Origin of the sequence: Flagellimonas taeanensis (assembly GCF_003584105.1) — a bacterium.
Taxonomy (GTDB): Bacteria; Bacteroidota; Bacteroidia; order Flavobacteriales; family Flavobacteriaceae; genus Flagellimonas; species Flagellimonas taeanensis.
On record NZ_QXFO01000024.1, the window covers coordinates 284,656 to 303,916 of the forward strand.

The window sequence follows — 19,261 nt, forward strand, 5'->3', positions numbered from 1 at the left end:
CAATATTTTAACTATGACAAGAGAAGAAAAAGCAATCGTAATAGAAGATTTGACTGCACAGTTGGCCGAGGCCGCTAATATTTATTTGGCGGATATCTCCGGATTGGACGCTGTTGCCACTTCCAACCTAAGAAGGGCATGTTTCAAGGCGAACATTAAACTCGCGGTGGTCAAGAACACCTTGCTTGCAAAAGCAATGGAAGCCTCCGATAAGGAATTTGGTGAACTTCCCACCGTGTTGAAAGGCAATACATCTTTGATGTTGTCCGAAACAGGGAACGCACCTGCGAAACTTATCAAGGACTTTAGAAAAAAATCAGATAAACCTTTGTTGAAAGGAGCTTTTATAGCTGAAGCGATCTACGTTGGTGACGAGAACCTCGAGGCACTTGTGAACATCAAGTCCAAAGAAGAGGTCATCGGGGATATCATCGGATTGTTGCAGTCTCCTGCCAAGAACGTTATCTCTGGACTTAAGTCCGGTGGTGGCAAACTGGCTGGAATCCTCAAGACATTATCTGAGAAATAATTCGCGCACAATAAACTAAGTATATTTTAAAATTTTATTAAACGATAGAAAAATGGCAGATTTAAAAGATTTTGCAGAACAGTTGGTAAACCTTACAGTAAAAGAGGTAAATGAATTGGCCGACATCCTTAAGAACGAATACGGTATCGAGCCTGCTGCTGCTGCAGTAGCTGTTGCTGCTGGCGGTGCCGCTGGTGGTGATGCTGAGGCCGCTGAGGAAAAAACCGAATTCGACGTGATCCTTAAGGCAGCCGGTGCCTCTAAATTGGCAGTGGTTAAATTGGTCAAAGAATTGACTGGTCTTGGATTGAAAGAAGCTAAGGACATCGTTGACAGCGCACCAAAAGCTGTTAAGGAAGGTATTTCTAAAGACGAAGCCGAAGGCATCAAAAAATCATTGGAAGAAGCAGGAGCAGAAGTTGAGCTTAAATAATAGCTTTTCCCATATAAGTTTGGTTAAGGTCTTTCCATTTTTTGGTTAGACCTTAGCCTATTTTAATAAGGAGTGTATAAAGCCGTACACCGACCCAGATAGTATTCACGTTCAAAATTTGTCCATAGATGTTCACAAACACTATTGAAAGAGTTAATTTCGCATCCGCTAAGAACATACCGGAATACCCGGATTTCTTGGACATTCAGATCAAATCATTTCAAGACTTTTTCCAACTTGAAACCAAATCTGACGAAAGAGGGAACGAAGGTCTCTACAACACCTTCATGGAGAATTTTCCAATCACCGATACCAGAAACCAGTTCGTGCTGGAATTTTTGGATTACTTTATAGATCCACCCAGATATTCCATCCAAGAATGCATCGAGCGTGGACTCACCTATAGCGTTCCCCTGAAGGCACGCCTTAAACTGTACTGTACCGATCCCGAGCACGAGGACTTCGAGACCATAGTTCAGGATGTGTACTTGGGCACCATCCCATACATGACTCCCAGCGGAACGTTTGTGATCAACGGGGCAGAACGTGTGGTGGTTTCCCAGTTGCACCGATCCCCAGGGGTCTTCTTTGGACAGTCGTTCCACGCGAACGGCACAAAACTATATTCGGCCAGGGTAATCCCTTTCAAAGGATCTTGGATCGAATTTGCTACGGACATCAATGGTGTAATGTACGCCTATATTGACCGTAAGAAAAAATTACCGGTGACCACCCTTTTCCGCGCCATTGGCTTTGAAAGGGACAAGGACATCCTTGAAATCTTCGACCTTTCAGAGGAAGTAAAAGTTTCCAAAGCAGGATTGAAGAAGGTATTGGGCCGTAAATTGGCCGCTAGGGTGCTGAACACATGGCATGAGGATTTCGTGGACGAAGATACAGGAGAGGTAGTGTCCATCGAGCGTAACGAGATCATCCTAGATCGTGATACCATTTTGGAAAAAGAGCATATCGATGAAATCATTGACGCCGATGTGAAGACCATTCTGCTTCACAAGGAGAATAATGCACAGTCGGATTATGCCATCATCCACAACACATTGCAAAAAGACCCTACCAACTCTGAAAAAGAAGCGGTAGAGCACATCTATAGACAATTGCGTAATGCCGAGCCGCCCGATGAGGAGACCGCTCGTGGTATTATCGAGAAATTGTTCTTCTCCGACCAGCGTTACTCCTTGGGAGAAGTAGGGCGTTACAGAATGAACAAGAAATTGGGCTTGGACATCGGTATGGACAAAGAAGTCCTTACCAAAGAAGATATCATCACGATCATCAAGTATTTGATCGAGTTGATCAACTCCAAGGCAGAGATCGATGATATCGACCACTTGTCCAACCGTCGTGTACGTACCGTTGGAGAGCAATTGTCCCAACAGTTTGGTGTAGGTTTGGCCCGTATGGCCCGTACCATCCGCGAGCGTATGAACGTCCGTGACAACGAAGTGTTCACCCCGATCGATTTGATCAACGCGAAGACCCTGTCATCCGTGATCAACTCTTTCTTCGGTACCAACCAGTTGTCCCAGTTCATGGACCAGACCAACCCGTTGGCAGAGATTACGCACAAGAGAAGATTGTCCGCATTGGGACCAGGTGGTCTTTCCCGTGAAAGAGCAGGATTCGAGGTGCGTGACGTTCACTATACCCACTACGGAAGATTGTGTCCGATCGAGACACCTGAAGGACCGAACATTGGTTTGATCTCCTCACTTTCCGTATTTGCCAAGGTGAACAGCATGGGCTTCTTGGAAACCCCATACCGTAAAGTTGTTGATGGCAAGGTCGATGTGAAAGAACACATCTACCTGAGTGCAGAGGAAGAAGAAGGTATGAAGATCGCCCAGGCCAATATTCCATTGAAAGACGATGGGACCATTGACAGGGAGAAGGTCATCGCCCGTGATGAAGGGGATTTCCCAGTGGTAGATCCAGTGGAGATCAACTACACCGACGTTGCCCCGAACCAGATTGCATCCATTTCCGCTTCCTTGATCCCATTCTTGGAGCATGATGATGCAAACCGTGCCTTGATGGGGTCCAACATGATGCGCCAGGCCGTACCATTGTTGCGTCCAGAATCCCCAATCGTGGGTACCGGTTTGGAAAGACAAGTGGCTACCGATTCCAGGGTATTGATCAATGCAGAGGGAGATGGTGTTGTGGAATATGTGGATGCACAGAAGATCACCATCAAATATGACAGAACCGAGGAAGAGCGCTTGGTAAGCTTCGAAGAAGATTCCAAGACCTACGAATTGGTGAAATTCAGAAAAACCAACCAAGGTACCAGCATCAACTTGAAACCCATCGTAAGAAAAGGAGACAAGGTGAAAAAAGGCCAGGTACTTTGTGAAGGATATGCCACCGAAAAAGGGGAATTGGCCTTGGGTAGGAACATGAAGGTAGCCTTCATGCCATGGAAAGGATACAACTTCGAGGATGCGATCGTGATCTCTGAAAAAGTGGTTCGCGAGGATATCTTTACTTCGGTGCACATCGATGAGTATGCGTTGGAAGTAAGGGATACCAAATTGGGAGCGGAGGAATTGACCAATGATATCCCCAACGTATCCGAAGAGGCCACTAGGGATTTGGACGAATATGGTATGATCCGTATCGGTGCCGAAGTGAAGCCTGGTGATATCTTGATCGGTAAAATCACTCCAAAAGGAGAATCCGACCCAACCCCTGAAGAAAAGCTCTTGCGTGCCATATTTGGTGACAAGGCAGGTGATGTTAAGGATGCTTCCTTGAAGGCATCGCCATCTTTGAGAGGTGTGGTCATCGACAAGAAATTGTTCTCACGTTCCATCAAGGACAAGAGAAAACGTTCCGAGGATAAAGAAGCGATCTCAAGGTTGGAGATGGACTACGAAGTGAAGTTCCAACAACTAAAAGATGTGCTGATCGAGAAATTGTTCGGTCTGGTCAATGGAAAGACATCGCAAGGTGTCATCAACGATTTGGGTGAAGAAGTACTTCCAAAAGGAAAGAAATACACCATCAAGATGTTGAACGCCGTTGACGATTTCGCCCACTTGGTAGGAGGTAGCTGGACAACCGATGAGGATACCAATGCTTTGGTGGCCGATCTGTTGCACAACTACAAGATCAAATTGAACGATATCCAAGGAAACCTGAGAAGGGATAAGTTTACCATCTCCGTAGGGGATGAGCTTCCTGCAGGTATCATGAAGTTGGCCAAAGTCTATATCGCCAAGAAACGTAAGTTGAAAGTAGGTGATAAAATGGCAGGACGTCACGGTAACAAAGGTATCGTTGCCCGTATCGTTCGTCAAGAGGACATGCCTTTCTTGGAAGACGGAACCCCTGTGGACATCGTATTGAACCCACTGGGTGTACCTTCAAGGATGAACATTGGTCAGATCTATGAGACCGTTTTGGGTTGGGCAGGTTTGAAATTGGGCCAGAAATATGGTACCCCAATTTTTGACGGAGCTACCTTGGACGATATCAACGAACTTACCGATAAAGCTGGTGTTCCAAGATTTGGACATACCTACCTATATGATGGTGGAACCGGTCAACGCTTTGACCAAGCGGCCACGGTTGGTGTGATCTACATGCTGAAATTGGGCCACATGGTGGACGATAAGATGCACGCACGTTCCATCGGACCATACTCATTGATCACACAACAACCATTGGGTGGTAAGGCCCAATTCGGTGGTCAGCGTTTTGGAGAGATGGAGGTATGGGCATTGGAAGCCTATGGAGCTTCGGCTACCCTTAGGGAAATCCTGACCGTGAAGTCGGATGACGTTATCGGTAGGGCCAAGACCTATGAATCCATCGTAAAAGGTGAGACTATGCCAGAACCCGGTTTACCGGAATCTTTCAACGTATTGATGCACGAACTCAAAGGTTTGGGCTTGGATATCAGATTGGAAGAATAGAACACTATACATTAATTATATCATCACCATATTGTTATGGCTAGAATAAAAGACAATAACGCACCAAAAAGGTTTAACAAGATCTCCATCGGATTGGCCTCACCAGAGTCCATTTTGGCCGAGTCCCGTGGCGAAGTGTTGAAGCCTGAAACCATTAACTATAGAACGCACAAGCCCGAGCGTGATGGATTGTTCTGCGAGCGTATTTTCGGTCCCGTAAAGGACTACGAATGTGCCTGCGGAAAGTATAAGCGTATCCGTTACCGTGGAATCGTTTGTGATCGTTGTGGTGTAGAGGTAACAGAAAAGAAAGTACGTAGAGATCGTGTGGGTCACATCAATCTTGTTGTACCCGTAGCGCACATCTGGTACTTCCGTTCATTGCCGAACAAGATAGGATACCTTTTGGGACTACCTTCCAAAAAGTTGGACATGATCATCTACTACGAAAGGTATGTGGTCATCCAGCCCGGTATTGCCAAAGGTCCAGAAGGTGAGGAGATCCATAAATTGGATTTCTTGACCGAAGAGGAATATTTGAACATTCTGGAATCACTTCCATCTGAGAATCAGTACTTGGAAGAGAACGATCCCAACAAGTTCATCGCCAAAATGGGTGCCGAGTGTTTGATCGACCTATTGGCCCGAATCGATTTGGAACAACTGTCGTACGAACTTCGTCACAAGGCCAATACCGAGACCTCAAAGCAGCGTAAGACCGAGGCATTGAAGCGTCTTCAGGTAGTTGAGGCATTGCGTGAATCACAGGACAACCGTGAGAACAACCCAGAGTGGATGATCATGAAGGTGATTCCCGTGATCCCACCGGAATTACGTCCATTGGTGCCGTTGGATGGTGGTCGTTTTGCCACTTCCGATTTGAACGATTTGTACAGACGGGTGATCATCCGTAACAACCGTTTGAAGCGTTTGATGGAGATCAAGGCACCAGAGGTGATCTTGCGTAACGAAAAACGTATGCTTCAGGAAGCTGTGGATTCCCTTTTCGACAACACCAGAAAAGCATCTGCGGTAAAAACAGAATCGAACAGACCATTGAAATCCCTTTCGGATTCCTTGAAAGGTAAGCAAGGTCGTTTCCGTCAAAACCTTTTGGGTAAACGTGTGGATTACTCCGCTCGTTCCGTGATTGTCGTTGGACCGGAAATGAAATTGTACGAATGTGGTCTTCCAAAAGATATGGCGGCCGAACTTTACAAACCGTTCATCATCCGTAAGTTGATCGAAAGAGGTATTGTAAAGACCGTTAAATCTGCTAAAAAGATCATAGACAAGAAGGAGCCCGTGGTTTGGGATATTCTTGAAAACGTCCTAAAAGGACACCCTGTATTGTTGAACCGGGCCCCCACATTGCACCGATTGGGTATCCAAGCGTTCCAGCCTAAACTGATTGAAGGGAAGGCGATTCGTTTGCACCCATTGGCGTGTACCGCCTTCAACGCGGATTTTGATGGGGACCAGATGGCAGTTCACTTGCCATTGGGGCCAGAGGCCATTTTGGAAGCACAGCTATTGATGTTGGCTTCACAGAACATCCTTAACCCAGCGAACGGTTCTCCGATCACCGTACCTTCCCAGGACATGGTTTTGGGTCTGTATTATATGACCAAAGAGAAAAGATCCACTCCAGAAGAGCCCGTAATAGGGGAAGGACTTACCTTCTATTCTTCCGAAGAGGTCGAAATTGCCTTCAATGAAAGAAAAGTTGCCCTTAATGCCATCATCAAGGTAAGAACGAAGGATTTCAATGAAGCAGGAGAGTTGGTCAACAAGATCATTGAGACCACGGTGGGCCGTGTATTGTTCAACACTGTGGTGCCTGAACAAGCAGGATATATCAATACTGTTTTGAACAAGAAATCCCTACGGAACATTATCGGGGACATCCTTGCGGTGACCGATGTGCCTACCACAGCCGACTTCTTGGACAAGATCAAGACCATGGGATATGAGTTTGCCTTTAAAGGAGGTCTGTCCTTCAGTTTGGGGGATATCATCATTCCAAAGGAAAAGCACGAAATGATTGCCGAGGCCAACGAACAAGTGGATGGCATCATGATGAACTATAACATGGGTCTGATTACCTTCAATGAACGGTACAACCAGGTCATTGATGTTTGGACCTCTACCAACGCCATGTTGACCGAATTGGCCATGAAGCGTATCCGTGAGGACAAACAAGGATTCAACTCTGTATATATGATGTTGGATTCCGGGGCGAGGGGTTCCAAGGAACAGATTCGCCAGTTGACCGGTATGCGTGGTTTGATGGCCAAGCCTAAAAAATCGACAGCCGGAGGTGGCGAGATCATTGAAAACCCGATTCTCTCCAACTTTAAGGAAGGATTGTCCATCTTGGAATACTTTATCTCAACCCACGGTGCACGTAAAGGTCTTGCGGATACCGCTTTGAAAACTGCGGATGCCGGATATTTGACCAGACGTTTGGTGGATGTTTCCCAAGACGTGATCATCAATACCGAGGATTGTGGAACATTGAGGGGAATTGAGGTGGAAGCCTTGAAGAAGAACGAAGAAGTAGTGGAGACCCTTGGTGAGCGAATCTTGGGTAGGGTATCACTGCACGATGTATATAACCCACTGACCGAGGAGCTTATCCTTAAAGCAGGGCAGGAAATTTCCGAAGCCGATGTGAAGAAGGTCGAAGCTGCGCCTATTGAAAAGGTAGAAGTAAGATCACCATTGACCTGTGAGGCAGCCCAAGGAATCTGTGCAAAATGCTACGGAAGAAACTTGGCCACCAATAAAATGGTACAACGCGGTGAAGCCGTTGGTGTGGTTGCGGCCCAGTCCATTGGAGAACCTGGAACACAGTTGACATTGCGTACCTTCCACGTAGGGGGTATTGCAGGAAACATTTCCGAGGACAGCAAGCTGGAGGCCAAATTTGACGGTATTGCAGAGATTGAAGACCTAAGGGTCGTCGAGGGTGTGGACAATGGTGGAGGTAAGAGTGACATTGTAATCTCCAGAACATCAGAAATCAAGATTGTTGATGCAAAGACGGGTATTACATTGAGTACCAATAACATTCCTTATGGTTCCCAATTGTTCGTCAAGAACGGCGAGAAAATAACCAAAGGAACTGTTATCTGTCAATGGGATCCCTATAACGGTGTCATCGTGTCCGAATTCACAGGGCAGATCGCCTATGAGAATATCGAGCAAGGTATGACTTACCAAGTGGAAATCGATGAGCAGACCGGTTTCCAAGAAAAGGTGATTTCAGAATCCAGGAACAAGAGGTTGATCCCGACCCTATTGATCAAAGACGGTAAGGGAGAAACCATACGTTCATACAACTTGCCTGTTGGTTCCCACTTGATGGTGGACAACGGTGAGAAGATCAAAGAAGGTAAGATTTTGGTGAAAATCCCACGTAAATCTGCCAAGGCAGGAGATATCACCGGAGGTCTTCCAAGGGTGACCGAGCTTTTCGAGGCACGTAATCCATCCAACCCAGCAGTGGTAACGGAGATTGATGGTGTAGTGTCCTTCGGTAAGATCAAGCGTGGTAACCGTGAGATCATCATCGAGTCCAAGGCCGGAGAAGTGAAGAAATACTTGGTCAAACTTTCCAACCAGATCCTGGTTCAGGAAAACGACTACGTACGCGCTGGTATGGCACTGTCCGATGGGTCTATCACCCCAGAGGATATCTTGGCTATCAAAGGACCATCGGCAGTACAGCAATACTTGGTGAACGAGGTACAGGAAGTATATCGTTTGCAAGGTGTGAAGATCAATGACAAGCACTTCGAAGTTGTGGTACGTCAAATGATGCGCAAGGTCCAGATCCAAGATTCAGGGGACACCACTTTCTTGGAGAACCAATTGGTGCACAAGGATGACTTCATCAATGAGAACGATGAGATCTTTGGTAAGAAAGTTGTAGAAGATGCAGGCGATTCTGAAAGATTGAAGCCTGGTCAGATCGTAACGGCCCGTCAATTGAGGGATGAGAACTCGATCCTTAGGAGAGAGGACAAGACCTTGGTTACCGCAAGGGATGCTGTGGCAGCTACTGCCACTCCGATCCTGCAAGGTATCACAAGGGCATCGTTGCAGACCAAGTCGTTCATTTCTGCAGCATCGTTCCAGGAAACCACCAAAGTGTTGAACGAAGCCGCCGTAAACGGTAAAGTGGACACCTTGGAAGGATTGAAAGAGAATGTGATCGTTGGACATAAGATTCCTGCCGGTACCGGTATGAGGGATTACGATAGCATCATTGTTGGCTCGAAAGAGGAGTATGATGAGATCATGGCCCGAAAAGAGGAATTTAAGTTCTAAATAACAGAAACCCTGGCTTAATGGCCGGGGTTTTCTTTTTTATACAGTTATATCAATGGCAGAGGAAAAACAGAAACAGATCAATATTGAATTGGACGAAAAGACCGCCGAGGGAACCTATTCCAACTTGGCGATCATCAATCATTCCGTATCGGAGTTTGTGGTGGACTTTATCAGCATGATGCCTGGTGCGCCAAAGGCGAAGGTGAAGAGCCGAATCATCCTGACACCCCAGCACGCCAAGAAATTTTTGAAAGCGCTGAACGACAATGTAGCCCGGTTTGAAAAGACCCACGGACCCATCAAGGATTATGAGCAACCTGCTATTCCCTTGAACTTCGGACCTACGGGAGAAGCATAAAAAAGCCCCAAACAAAGTTTGGGGCTTTTTATTTGTATTTATGTCAACCAACCTTTTTGAATTCCTTTTGATTTCAGTTTTATTCGAACTCCGAAGTAAAATGGAGTTTTACCGATGGGTATTTTTGTTGGGTCATCTGTAGGGAAAAAGGTGAGTCTGCCAAAAAGACCAGTTGTCCACGTTTGTCCGTGGCCAAAAACTTCTGCTTCACTCGTTTGAACTCGGCAAACTCTTCATTGTTTTTATCAGTGGGTTCCACCCAGCACGCTTTGTGCACGGGGAAATTCTCATACGTGCACTTGGCCCCATATTCATGCTCCAAGCGGTATTGGATCACTTCATATTGCAAGGCCCCAACGGTACCTATTACTTTTCTTCCGTTCAATTCCAAGGTGAACAACTGTGCCACGCCCTCGTCCATCAGCTGGTCAATGCCCTTGTACAATTGCTTGGCCTTCATGGGATCGGCATTGTTGATGTACCTGAAATGTTCCGGGGAGAAACTAGGAATACCTTTGTAATGTAACTGTTCACCACTCGTCAACGTATCTCCGATCTTAAAGTTGCCCGTATCGTGCAACCCGACAATATCACCAGGATAGGAAATGTCCACAATTTCCTTTTTTTCGGCAAAAAAGGCATTGGGGCTGGAGAACTTCAATTTTTTGTCGTGCCGTACATGGAGGTAAGGAGTGTTCCGTTCAAAAGTACCGGAAACCACTTTGATAAAGGCAAGTCGGTCCCGATGCTTGGGATCCATATTGGCATGGATCTTAAACACAAAACCCGAAAACTCCTTTTCATTGGCTTTGACCAAACGCTCTTCCGCCATTTTTGCCCGAGGTGATGGGGCAATCTCCACAAAACAGTCCAATAGCTCCCGGACGCCAAAATTGTTCAGGGCCGAACCGAAAAAGACAGGTTGCTGTAGCCCTTTTAAATAGGTCTCGGTATCAAAGGGAGGGTACACGCCGTTGACCAATTCCAAATTGTCACGTAGGTTTTCTGCGGCCTTTGTGCCAATGATCTTTTCCAACTCAGGGCTGTCCAGATTATCGAAGGCGATGGTCTCTTCGATATTTTTTTTGCTGCTGCCGCTAAAAAGGTTGATGTTCTTCTCGTAGATGTTGTAGATTCCCTTGAAATCATATCCCATGCCGATGGGAAAACTCAGAGGAGTGACGGACAGCCCCAATTTTTGTTCCACCTCGTCCAAAAGGTCAAAGGCATCTTTTCCTTCCCGATCCAATTTGTTGATGAAGACAATCATGGGGATGTTGCGCATACGACATACCTCTACCAACTTCTCCGTTTGTTCCTCCACACCCTTCGCCACATCGATGACGACGATCACACTGTCCACAGCGGTCAGCGTCCTAAAGGTGTCCTCGGCAAAATCCTTGTGTCCGGGAGTGTCCAGAATGTTGATTTTCTTGTCCTTATAGATAAAGGCCAACACGGAAGTGGCCACGGAAATTCCCCTTTGGCGCTCTATTTCCATAAAGTCACTGGTGGCGGATTTCTTGATCTTGTTGCTTTTCACGGCACCGGCCTCTTGGATGGCCCCCCCGAACAAGAGCAGTTTTTCCGTAAGTGTCGTTTTTCCCGCATCAGGGTGGGAGATGATCCCAAATGTCCTTCGTCTATTTATTTCCCTTTCAAAATCCATCAACAAAAATTTCGGCAAAAATAGGGGAATTATATGTTTCAGCACTCATTTTGTAAGAGATATCCCATTGTTGATATCATTGGAAAAAAATGCGTGGACAAAGACCGGTTAGATCGAAAAGAAAAGTAATTTCAGCCTGTTTTTTAGCAGGCTCTCCTTTGGGTTTGTGTCGTACATTCTATTGACGAAAACAGCAATAGATCATAAATGGGTATCTAATAATGAGGAATGCGCCTTTTATCGAGAAAAATAGGAGGTGAGCCCCAAAAACTTTAATTATGTGACCATTTTGTATGGACATGTGTCGAAGGGACTAGAATACAAAAAATAAGAAAACCCCAATTTTCTTACGCATACGAGAACTACTACAGGCCATGGTGATTAGTTGACCAAAACTTAATCATTTATGGAGAACATTACTTTTGAGCGGGCACCACGTGGAGTAGTCCGTAGTATTTTATTCATAACCATTTGTTTGATTTTCGAATCAACTTCAGCGTATGGCAAAGCCTTAACACCAGTGGCAACTGACCATCATACAAGTGTTCTTAAAATCGCCCCTGTTTATTCTAACGGCGTAGATCAATCTAAAGCAGAATATAGCTTTTATGGTTTTTTGGAAATTTTTGATTATAGTCTCGTTAATATAACAAATTTTACAACGGATTGTGATGGAGACGGTGTTAGTTGTGATCAGGAAGCCAAGGACGGAACCGACCCCAACGATCCCTGTGATTTCATATTGGCACATCAGGATTGTGAACCTTCTGACAATTGGAAAAAGGATGACTGTGATGGTGATGGCGTGACCAATGGCAAGGAGAAAGAGGATGGTACAGATCCATTGGACCTTTGTGATTTTATATTGGCGCATCAAAATTGTTCCCTATCCGACAAATGGAAGAAAGAAGATTGTGACGGAGATGGTGTGACCAACGGTAAGGAGAAAGAGGATGGCACCGACCCGTTGGATCCCTGTGATTTTATATTGGCGCATCAAAACTGCTCCCCTTCCGATAAGTGGAAAAAAGAGGATTGTGATGGCGATGGCGTAAGCAATGGCCAAGAGAAGGAAGATGGAACCGACCCGTTGGATTCTTGTGATTTTGTGTTGGAGCATCAGGATTGTGAACCTTCTGACAAGTGGAAAAAAGAAGACTGTGATGGTGATGGCGTGAGCAATGGGCAGGAGAAAGAAGATGGCACCGATCCATTGGATCCCTGTGATTTTGTTTTGGAGCATCAGGATTGTGAACCTTCGGACAAGTGGAAGAAGGAAGATTGTGACGGCGATGGCGTGAGCAATGGGCAGGAGAAAGAAGATGGCACCGATCCATTGGATCCCTGTGATTTTGTTTTGGAGCATCAGGATTGTGAACCTTCGGACAAGTGGAAGAAGGAAGATTGTGACGGCGATGGCGTAAGCAATGGCCAAGAGAATGAAGATGGAACCGACCCGTTGGATTCTTGTGATTTTGTGTTGGAGCATCAGGATTGTGAACCTTCCGACAAGTGGAAAAAGGAAGACTGTGATGGTGATGGTGTGACCAATGAAGACGAAAAAGAGGACGGTACAGATCCGTTGGATCCTTGCGACTATAAACCAGAGAGTGTCACCTTGCCACAAAGTGGCGATTACCTTGATGCTGATTGTGATGGTGACGGTGTTACCAATGAAGATGAGGAAAAGGATGGAACGGACCCCCAGGATCCCTGTAGCTTTGTATTGGGCAGCCAAACAGTGGACCCATCTTCTACATGGAATGCATCGGATTGTGATGGAGATGGAGTGACCAATGAAGACGAAAAAGAGGACGGAACCGATCCGTTGGATCCTTGTGACTATAAACCAGAGAGTGTGACCTTGCCGCAAAGTGGCGATTACCTCACTGCAGATTGTGATGGTGACGGTGTTACCAATGAAGATGAGGAAAAAGATGGAACGGACCCCCAGGATCCCTGTAGCTTTGTATTGGGCAGCCAAACCATGGACCCATCTTCTACATGGAATGCATCGGATTGTGATGGTGATGGTGTGACCAACGAAGACGAAAAAGAGGACGGTACAGATCCGTTGGATCCTTGTGACTATAAACCAGAGAGTGTGACCTTGCCGCAAAGTGGCGATTACCTCACTGCAGATTGTGATGGTGACGGTGTTACCAATGAGGATGAGGAAAAGGATGGAACGGACCCACAGGACCCCTGTAGCTTTGTATTGGGCAGCCAAACCGTGGACCCATCTTCTACATGGAATGCATCGGATTGTGACGGTGATGGTGTGACCAACGAAGACGAAAAAGAGGACGGTACCAATCCGTTGGATCCTTGTGATTACAATCCAGATAGTATTACGTTGACCCCTTCTGCAGATTGGGAGGCCTTGGATTGTGATGATGATGGCAATCCAAATGGGACCGACCCTGATCCATTGGTGGCGACCGCAAGGGATGATTCGGGTTCGACCCCTGCACTTACCGAAGTGGCCATCAATATTTTAGAAAACGATGATTATCTTCCAAACGATGATGGAAATAACCTAGGTGTGACCAGTTTGTCCAGAATAGGAGGAAATGCCTTGGGTACTGTTACTTTTGATGCGGAAACAGGTTTGATGACCTATACTCCGGTAGTATCTGAGTCCAATACCACGGTCACTGTTATCTATGAAGTTTGTAATGTGCTGCCAGACCCAAGTGTCTGTGCTTCAGCAACAGTTTATATCCAAGTCGGTGCAAATACCATCGATGCGGTGGATGATTCCTTTATCGCTGATGGCGAGACTGGTGGCGTAATCCCGGACAGCAATGTATTGTCCAATGATACCTTGAACGGGGAGACGCTCGACCTTTCGGATGTGATCCTGACCTCCACACCAACGGATGTGTTGACCATCAACCCTGATGGTAGCGTGAACGTGGAACCTGGAACTGCCGATGGCACGTACACCATTGACTATACCATCTGCGAAGCGGCCAATGTGGACAACTGTGACACGGCCACAGTGACCGTTGAGGTGAGTTCTGGCATGGGCAGCATCATCGATGCGGTGGACGATTCCTTTACCGCTGATGGCGAGACTGGTGGCGTAATCCCTGACAGCAATGTATTGTCCAACGATACCTTGAACGGGGAGACGCTCGACCTTTCGGATGTGATCATGACCTCCACACCAACGGATGTGTTGACCATCAACCCTGACGGTAGCGTGAGCGTGGAACCTGGAACTGCCGATGGCACGTACACCATCGACTATACCATCTGTGAAGCGGCCAATGTGGGCAACTGCGACACGGCCACAGTGACCGTTGAGGTGAGCTCTGGCATGGGCAATATCATCGATGCGGTGGACGATTCCTATACCGCGTATGGTGGAACGGGTGGGGTAATTCCTGACAGCAACGTATTGTCCAACGATACCTTGAACGGAGAGACGCTCGACCTTTCGGATGTGATCCTGACCTCTACGCCAACAAACGTGTTGACCATCAACCCTGACGGTAGCGTGAGCGTGGCCCCTGGTACGGAATCGGGAGCATATACCATCGACTATACCATCTGTGAAGCGGCCGACACCGGCAATTGTGATACGGCCACGGTAACGGTAATTGTTGTTAATATCGAAGTGAACCAAATGCTGACACCCAATGGGGATTTAAAAAATGACTTTTTATTCATCAGAGGTGTCAACTTTATAAAATCCAGCACGATTAAAATATTTAACCGTTGGGGTACCTTGGTCTATGAAGGAAAAGATTACGACAACGTCAGAAATGTGTTTGATGGTCGCGTCAGGGGCAAGTCAGCTTTGAATGCGAACGATTATCTTCCTGCCGGGGTGTATTTTTATATCTTTAATTATGAAACGGCGGAAGGAAGTTTTACGGACTCCGAATACATATACATAAGCAGGTAACACTATAGATAGAATGATAAAAAAGAGTTTTTTAATTCCGTTTTTGTTCATTGGAATAACATTTCAGGGCCTCATGGCCCAGCAAGATGCGCAGTACACGCAATATATGTACAACACCATGAGTGTGAACCCTGCTTATGCCGGATCTAGGGGACAGTTGAGCTTTGCCGGACTGTACCGCTCCCAGTGGGTAGGTTTGGACGGCGCACCTGAGACCTTTACATTGAACCTTCACTCCCCAATCAGGAACAGCAGGTTGGGGTACGGCATATCCATCGTAAATGATAACATAGGGGATGGTGTGGTGCAGGAAACGTATTTGGATGCAGCCATATCCTATACCATACAAGTGGCCATGGACGCCAAGTTGTCCTTCGGGTTGAAGTTGGGCGGAAACATGCTCAGTCTGGATTTTAATGGCCTTAGGAATTTTGACGAAGAAGTGGTGAGCCAGGACAATATCGATAACAAGTTCAACCCAAATTTTGGATTGGGTGTGTACTATCATACAGATCGATTTTATGCAGGCTTGTCCGCACCAAATGTCTTGGAGTCCGAATACTTCGACAATGATAATTCAGATGGGTCGGTCAATTTTCAATCCGCGGAGCGGATTAACCTTTACTTGATTACTGGTTATGTGTTCGATATGGGCCCCGATCTGAAGTTCAAGCCAGCTTTGCTGACCAAGGCTGTTGGAGGGGCACCCTTGCAGGTCGATCTATCGGCCAGCTTTCTGTTTGCCGATAAGTTCAGCTTTGGTGCTGCTTACCGCTGGGATGCCGCTCTGAGCGGTTTGGTAGGTTTTCAGCTAACGGAACAGCTTATGGTAGGTCTAGCCTACGACAGGGAGACCACGGAATTGGGTGGGGCCCAGTTCAACGATGGATCGTTTGAGATATTCCTGAGATTGGAGCTATTGAAGAGATTTCAAAGAACCGTGTCACCAAGATTCTTTTAATACGGGTTAAGCATGTTAAAAAGAGCACTCATACTTCTCATTGTATTTTCAGGATGTGTTGTCAATATGTCCGGACAGGATACCATTCAAGGCAAGCAACTCGAAAGGGTCATGGGAAGAGCGGACCAGCGTTACAATGAATATTCCTTCAGTCCGGCAATAGATATTTACAAAAAAGTGCTGGATAGGGGCTATGTTTCTTCGGACCTATTGAAGCGCTTGGGAAATTCATACTACTTCAATGCCAAGTACGCAGAGGCCGCTGCCATTTATAAGAGGATGGAAGAGACCTATCCCGATGAAATGGAAGTAGAGGATATTTTCAGGTACGCACAAAGTTTAAAAACATTGGGCAATTACGAAGAAGCCTCCCGTTTGATGGCAGAGTTCAAACAGATGACATCCGTTGACCTCGACATTGACGAGGACTATATGGCCAAGATCGAGAAGAATTCGGGAAGATACACCGTAAAACCGTTCGGCTATAATAGCAAATACTCCGATTTTGCCGCCTCTTACTATGAAAAGGGACTCATTTTTGCCTCCGATAGGGACACTGGAAATTTGGCCAGATATAGACATACCTGGAACTCGAGGGACTTTTTGGACCTCTACAAGGTCGATGTGGACAGTGTGTCCAATGGTAGGGCCGTAAAGCTGGAAGGGGAAGTGAACACTAGGCTCCATGAATCTACATCTGTGGTGAGCAAGGATGGCATGACCATGTACTTTACCCGCAACAATTTTATGGATGGCAGAAAGCGCAAGGATGAAGAAGGCATCATTCGCTTGAAGATCTATAGCGCGGAAAACATCAATGGAGTGTGGACCAATATTACGGAACTCCCATTCAACAGTGATTCCTATTCCGTGGCACACCCTATGTTGAGCCCGGATGGGAAAAGACTTTATTTTGTTTCGGACATGCCCGGAAGTCTGGGTGAGTCGGACATATTTATGACGGAGATTATTGGCGATGGAACCTATGGTCCAATTGTCAACTTGGGCAAGAACATCAATACCATGGCCCGAGAGACCTTTCCGTTCATCACCAAGGATGGGGTGCTGTACTTTTCTTCGGATGGACACCAAGGTCTGGGTGGATTGGACGTATTTGCAACAAAGATTGCCTTTGATGAGTACGATCAGCCGGTGGTGAACGTGGGTAGACCCATCAACGGTCCCAATGACGATTTTTCCTTTATCTACAACATAGAGGACAAGTCAGGCTATTTCTCTTCCAATAGGGAAGGAGGCGTGGGGGATGACGATATCTACCAATTCGTGGAGAACGAACCCTTGGTCTTGGATTGTCTTCAGGAAGTGACGGGAACCGTAAGGGACCGTATTTCCAATGAAGTGCTGGCCGGCGCCACTGTGATGGTCATCGATGAGGAAAACAGGGAAGTCTCGTCCACCATAACCGACTCCAATGGAAACTATGTCCTTCAATTGGATTGCTCCAAAGGCAATTTTGTAAGGGCCTCAAGGGATGGTTATGTTCCTGCGGAGGAATACCTGAACAAATCCTACGGCAAGCCAAGGATCATTGATTTCTATCTGGAAAGGGATGTGATTACCGGAGGTTTTGGTGACGATTTGGCCAAACTGCTACAATTGAGTACGATTTATTTCGATTTGAATAAGTTCAATATACGGCCCGATGCAGAGATTGAGATACAGAAAGTAATTGTGGCCATGGAAAAGTACCCCAGCTTGAAGATCAAGGTGAATTCACATACCGATAGCCGAGGGAATGATGCCTATAACCTTTGGTTGTCACAAAAAAGAGCTGAATCGACGGTCAATTATATGATCTCCAAAGGAATACCAGCTGATAGATTACAAGGTGAAGGATTTGGGGAGACCCGATTGGTGAATGAATGTTTCAATGGTGTTCCCTGTTCCAGTGACCAGCACCAATTGAACCGTAGATCGGAGTTCATCATATTTGAATGATTATAAGCCTGCTAGACGGGCGTCGGACATGCGAATGAGTCACTTATCTAGGGCTTGTTCGCATGTTTTTTAGTATATAAGGATAGCCATTTCCTGTTCTTCGAAATAAAATGGCACCTCATCCAAAAATTGGAAGGTTTAATGGATTTCACAAGTCAGCACAGTTCACTTGTAACTCATGAGGTTCATGAACGGGGCATTTTTTTAAAGTTTATGTAATCCTTTTCGTATGAGGATGAGTTTCTCGTAACCGTTATCTGTACTGCTTTCATCGATAAACGGGTTTTCAAAATCACAGTTTTTGGGGTGTAACCTCAAAATTCGAGGACTATACAGTTGGATATAGGGTATACACAACAAATATTTTCCGCTGCTGAATGTAGGGGTAATTTTGTACTGTGCTGTAAAATGCAACGCGCTGAATTAAAGCAAAGCAAGACCGAGATACACTACTGAAGCAATAAAAACAAAAGACATTACCGACCTTCAACTAATAACAACCTCATGAAAAAGAGCATTTTAGCTTTATTCTTTCTTCTATTTACCGGAATTGCCCTTTCGCAGACCACAGTCACCCTACAAGACCAATGTAATTGCGAGGTCTTGAAAGGAACAGCCGTATCCAGTCCTGGAGCGACTACTCCATCTGGTGCCGATACAGGAGATATTTATGTGAATACCAATACAGGCACCATTTACTTCTGGGATGGTAATTCGTGGGAACTTACCTCATCCGATACCAATACAGTCAATGATAGAATTGAGGTTGTTGGAACGGATTTAGTAATAACTGACTCTGACAATAATACAATTTCAATTCCTTTATCAGAAGTGGCAGCTGGAGGTGCTGTAGGCCCACAGGGTCCACAGGGCGACCCCGGAGACAAGGGGGAGACTGGTGACAAGGGATTGACCGGAGACAAAGGCCCACAGGGCGACCCCGGTATCCAAGGTCCACAGGGTCCACAGGGCGACCCCGGAGACAAGGGAGAGACAGGAGATAAAGGTTTTACCGGTGACAAAGGCCCACAGGGCGACCCCGGTATCCAAGGTCCACAGGGTCCACAAGGTGACCCCGGTGACAAGGGGGAGACGGGAGATAAAGGTTTGACCGGTGACAAGGGTCCACAAGGAGACCCCGGTATCCAAGGCCCGCAAGG

9 protein-coding genes and 1 pseudogene are annotated in these 19,261 nt (G+C 46.3%); 9 read left to right on the forward strand and 1 reads right to left on the reverse strand.

Going from position 1 to position 19,261, the window contains the following annotated elements:
- Positions 1-13: 13 nt before the first annotated feature.
- The 5 genes from rplJ to D2V93_RS13440 all read left to right on the forward strand — a co-directional run bounded on the left by rplJ (position 14) and on the right by D2V93_RS13440 (position 9,596).
- Positions 14-529 carry a 50S ribosomal protein L10 gene (gene rplJ / locus D2V93_RS13420; RefSeq protein WP_119618004.1) on the forward strand — a complete coding sequence of 172 codons (516 nt, stop codon included), beginning with the start codon at positions 14-16 and terminating at the stop codon, positions 527-529.
- A 52-nt stretch (positions 530-581) separates the two neighbouring features.
- Complete coding sequence (gene rplL / locus D2V93_RS13425; protein ID WP_072879628.1) at positions 582-962, forward strand: 50S ribosomal protein L7/L12; 381 nt, start codon at positions 582-584, stop codon at positions 960-962.
- Positions 963-1,090: 128 nt separating this feature from the next.
- Positions 1,091-4,900: a DNA-directed RNA polymerase subunit beta gene (gene rpoB, locus D2V93_RS13430; protein ID WP_072879630.1), complete on the forward strand. Its 3,810-nt coding sequence runs from the start codon at positions 1,091-1,093 to the stop codon at positions 4,898-4,900.
- A 36-nt stretch (positions 4,901-4,936) separates the two neighbouring features.
- Complete coding sequence (rpoC, locus tag D2V93_RS13435) at positions 4,937-9,235, forward strand: DNA-directed RNA polymerase subunit beta' (RefSeq protein WP_072879632.1); 4,299 nt, start codon at positions 4,937-4,939, stop codon at positions 9,233-9,235.
- 55 nt (positions 9,236-9,290) lie between these two features.
- Positions 9,291-9,596 (forward strand): DUF3467 domain-containing protein, encoded by a 306-nt coding sequence (locus D2V93_RS13440; protein ID WP_072879634.1) that lies wholly within the window; start codon positions 9,291-9,293, stop codon positions 9,594-9,596.
- 79 nt (positions 9,597-9,675) lie between these two features.
- Here D2V93_RS13440 and D2V93_RS13445 read toward each other — a convergent pair whose 3' ends face one another.
- Positions 9,676-11,265 carry a peptide chain release factor 3 gene (locus tag D2V93_RS13445; protein WP_119618005.1) on the reverse strand — a complete coding sequence of 530 codons (1,590 nt, stop codon included), beginning with the start codon at positions 11,263-11,265 and terminating at the stop codon, positions 9,676-9,678.
- A 616-nt stretch (positions 11,266-11,881) separates the two neighbouring features.
- Between D2V93_RS13445 and D2V93_RS13450 the strand changes: the two genes are divergently transcribed.
- The 4 genes and pseudogenes from D2V93_RS13450 to D2V93_RS18555 form a co-directional block, all read left to right on the forward strand.
- On the forward strand, positions 11,882-15,181 hold the full coding sequence (locus tag D2V93_RS13450; RefSeq protein WP_182849990.1) for a T9SS type B sorting domain-containing protein: 3,300 nt from the start codon (positions 11,882-11,884) through the stop codon (positions 15,179-15,181).
- Positions 15,182-15,194: 13 nt separating this feature from the next.
- The gene (locus D2V93_RS13455; RefSeq protein WP_072879640.1) at positions 15,195-16,142 is read left to right on the forward strand and encodes a PorP/SprF family type IX secretion system membrane protein; all 948 of its coding nucleotides are present in this window, start codon (positions 15,195-15,197) and stop codon (positions 16,140-16,142) included.
- A gap of 12 nt (positions 16,143-16,154) precedes the next feature.
- A complete protein-coding gene (locus D2V93_RS13460) occupies positions 16,155-18,101 on the forward strand; it encodes an OmpA family protein (protein ID WP_119619752.1) in 1,947 nt (648 codons plus the stop codon).
- 504 nt (positions 18,102-18,605) lie between these two features.
- A pseudogene (locus D2V93_RS18555) lies at positions 18,606-19,261 on the forward strand (hypothetical protein); the annotation flags it as partial.

What these genes read in the sequence shown, in the direction of transcription:
- rplJ (WP_119618004.1), top strand. Translation starts at nt 14, where the DNA reads ATGACAAGAGAAGAAAAAGCAATCGTAATAGAAGATTTGACTGCACAG.
- rplL (WP_072879628.1), top strand. Translation starts at nt 582, where the DNA reads ATGGCAGATTTAAAAGATTTTGCAGAACAGTTGGTAAACCTTACAGTA.
- rpoB (WP_072879630.1), top strand. Translation starts at nt 1,091, where the DNA reads ATGTTCACAAACACTATTGAAAGAGTTAATTTCGCATCCGCTAAGAAC.
- rpoC (WP_072879632.1), top strand. Translation starts at nt 4,937, where the DNA reads ATGGCTAGAATAAAAGACAATAACGCACCAAAAAGGTTTAACAAGATC.
- D2V93_RS13440 (WP_072879634.1), top strand. Translation starts at nt 9,291, where the DNA reads ATGGCAGAGGAAAAACAGAAACAGATCAATATTGAATTGGACGAAAAG.
- D2V93_RS13445 (WP_119618005.1), bottom strand. Translation starts at nt 11,265, where the DNA reads ATGGATTTTGAAAGGGAAATAAATAGACGAAGGACATTTGGGATCATC.
- D2V93_RS13455 (WP_072879640.1), top strand. Translation starts at nt 15,195, where the DNA reads ATGATAAAAAAGAGTTTTTTAATTCCGTTTTTGTTCATTGGAATAACA.
- D2V93_RS13460 (WP_119619752.1), top strand. Translation starts at nt 16,155, where the DNA reads ATGTTAAAAAGAGCACTCATACTTCTCATTGTATTTTCAGGATGTGTT.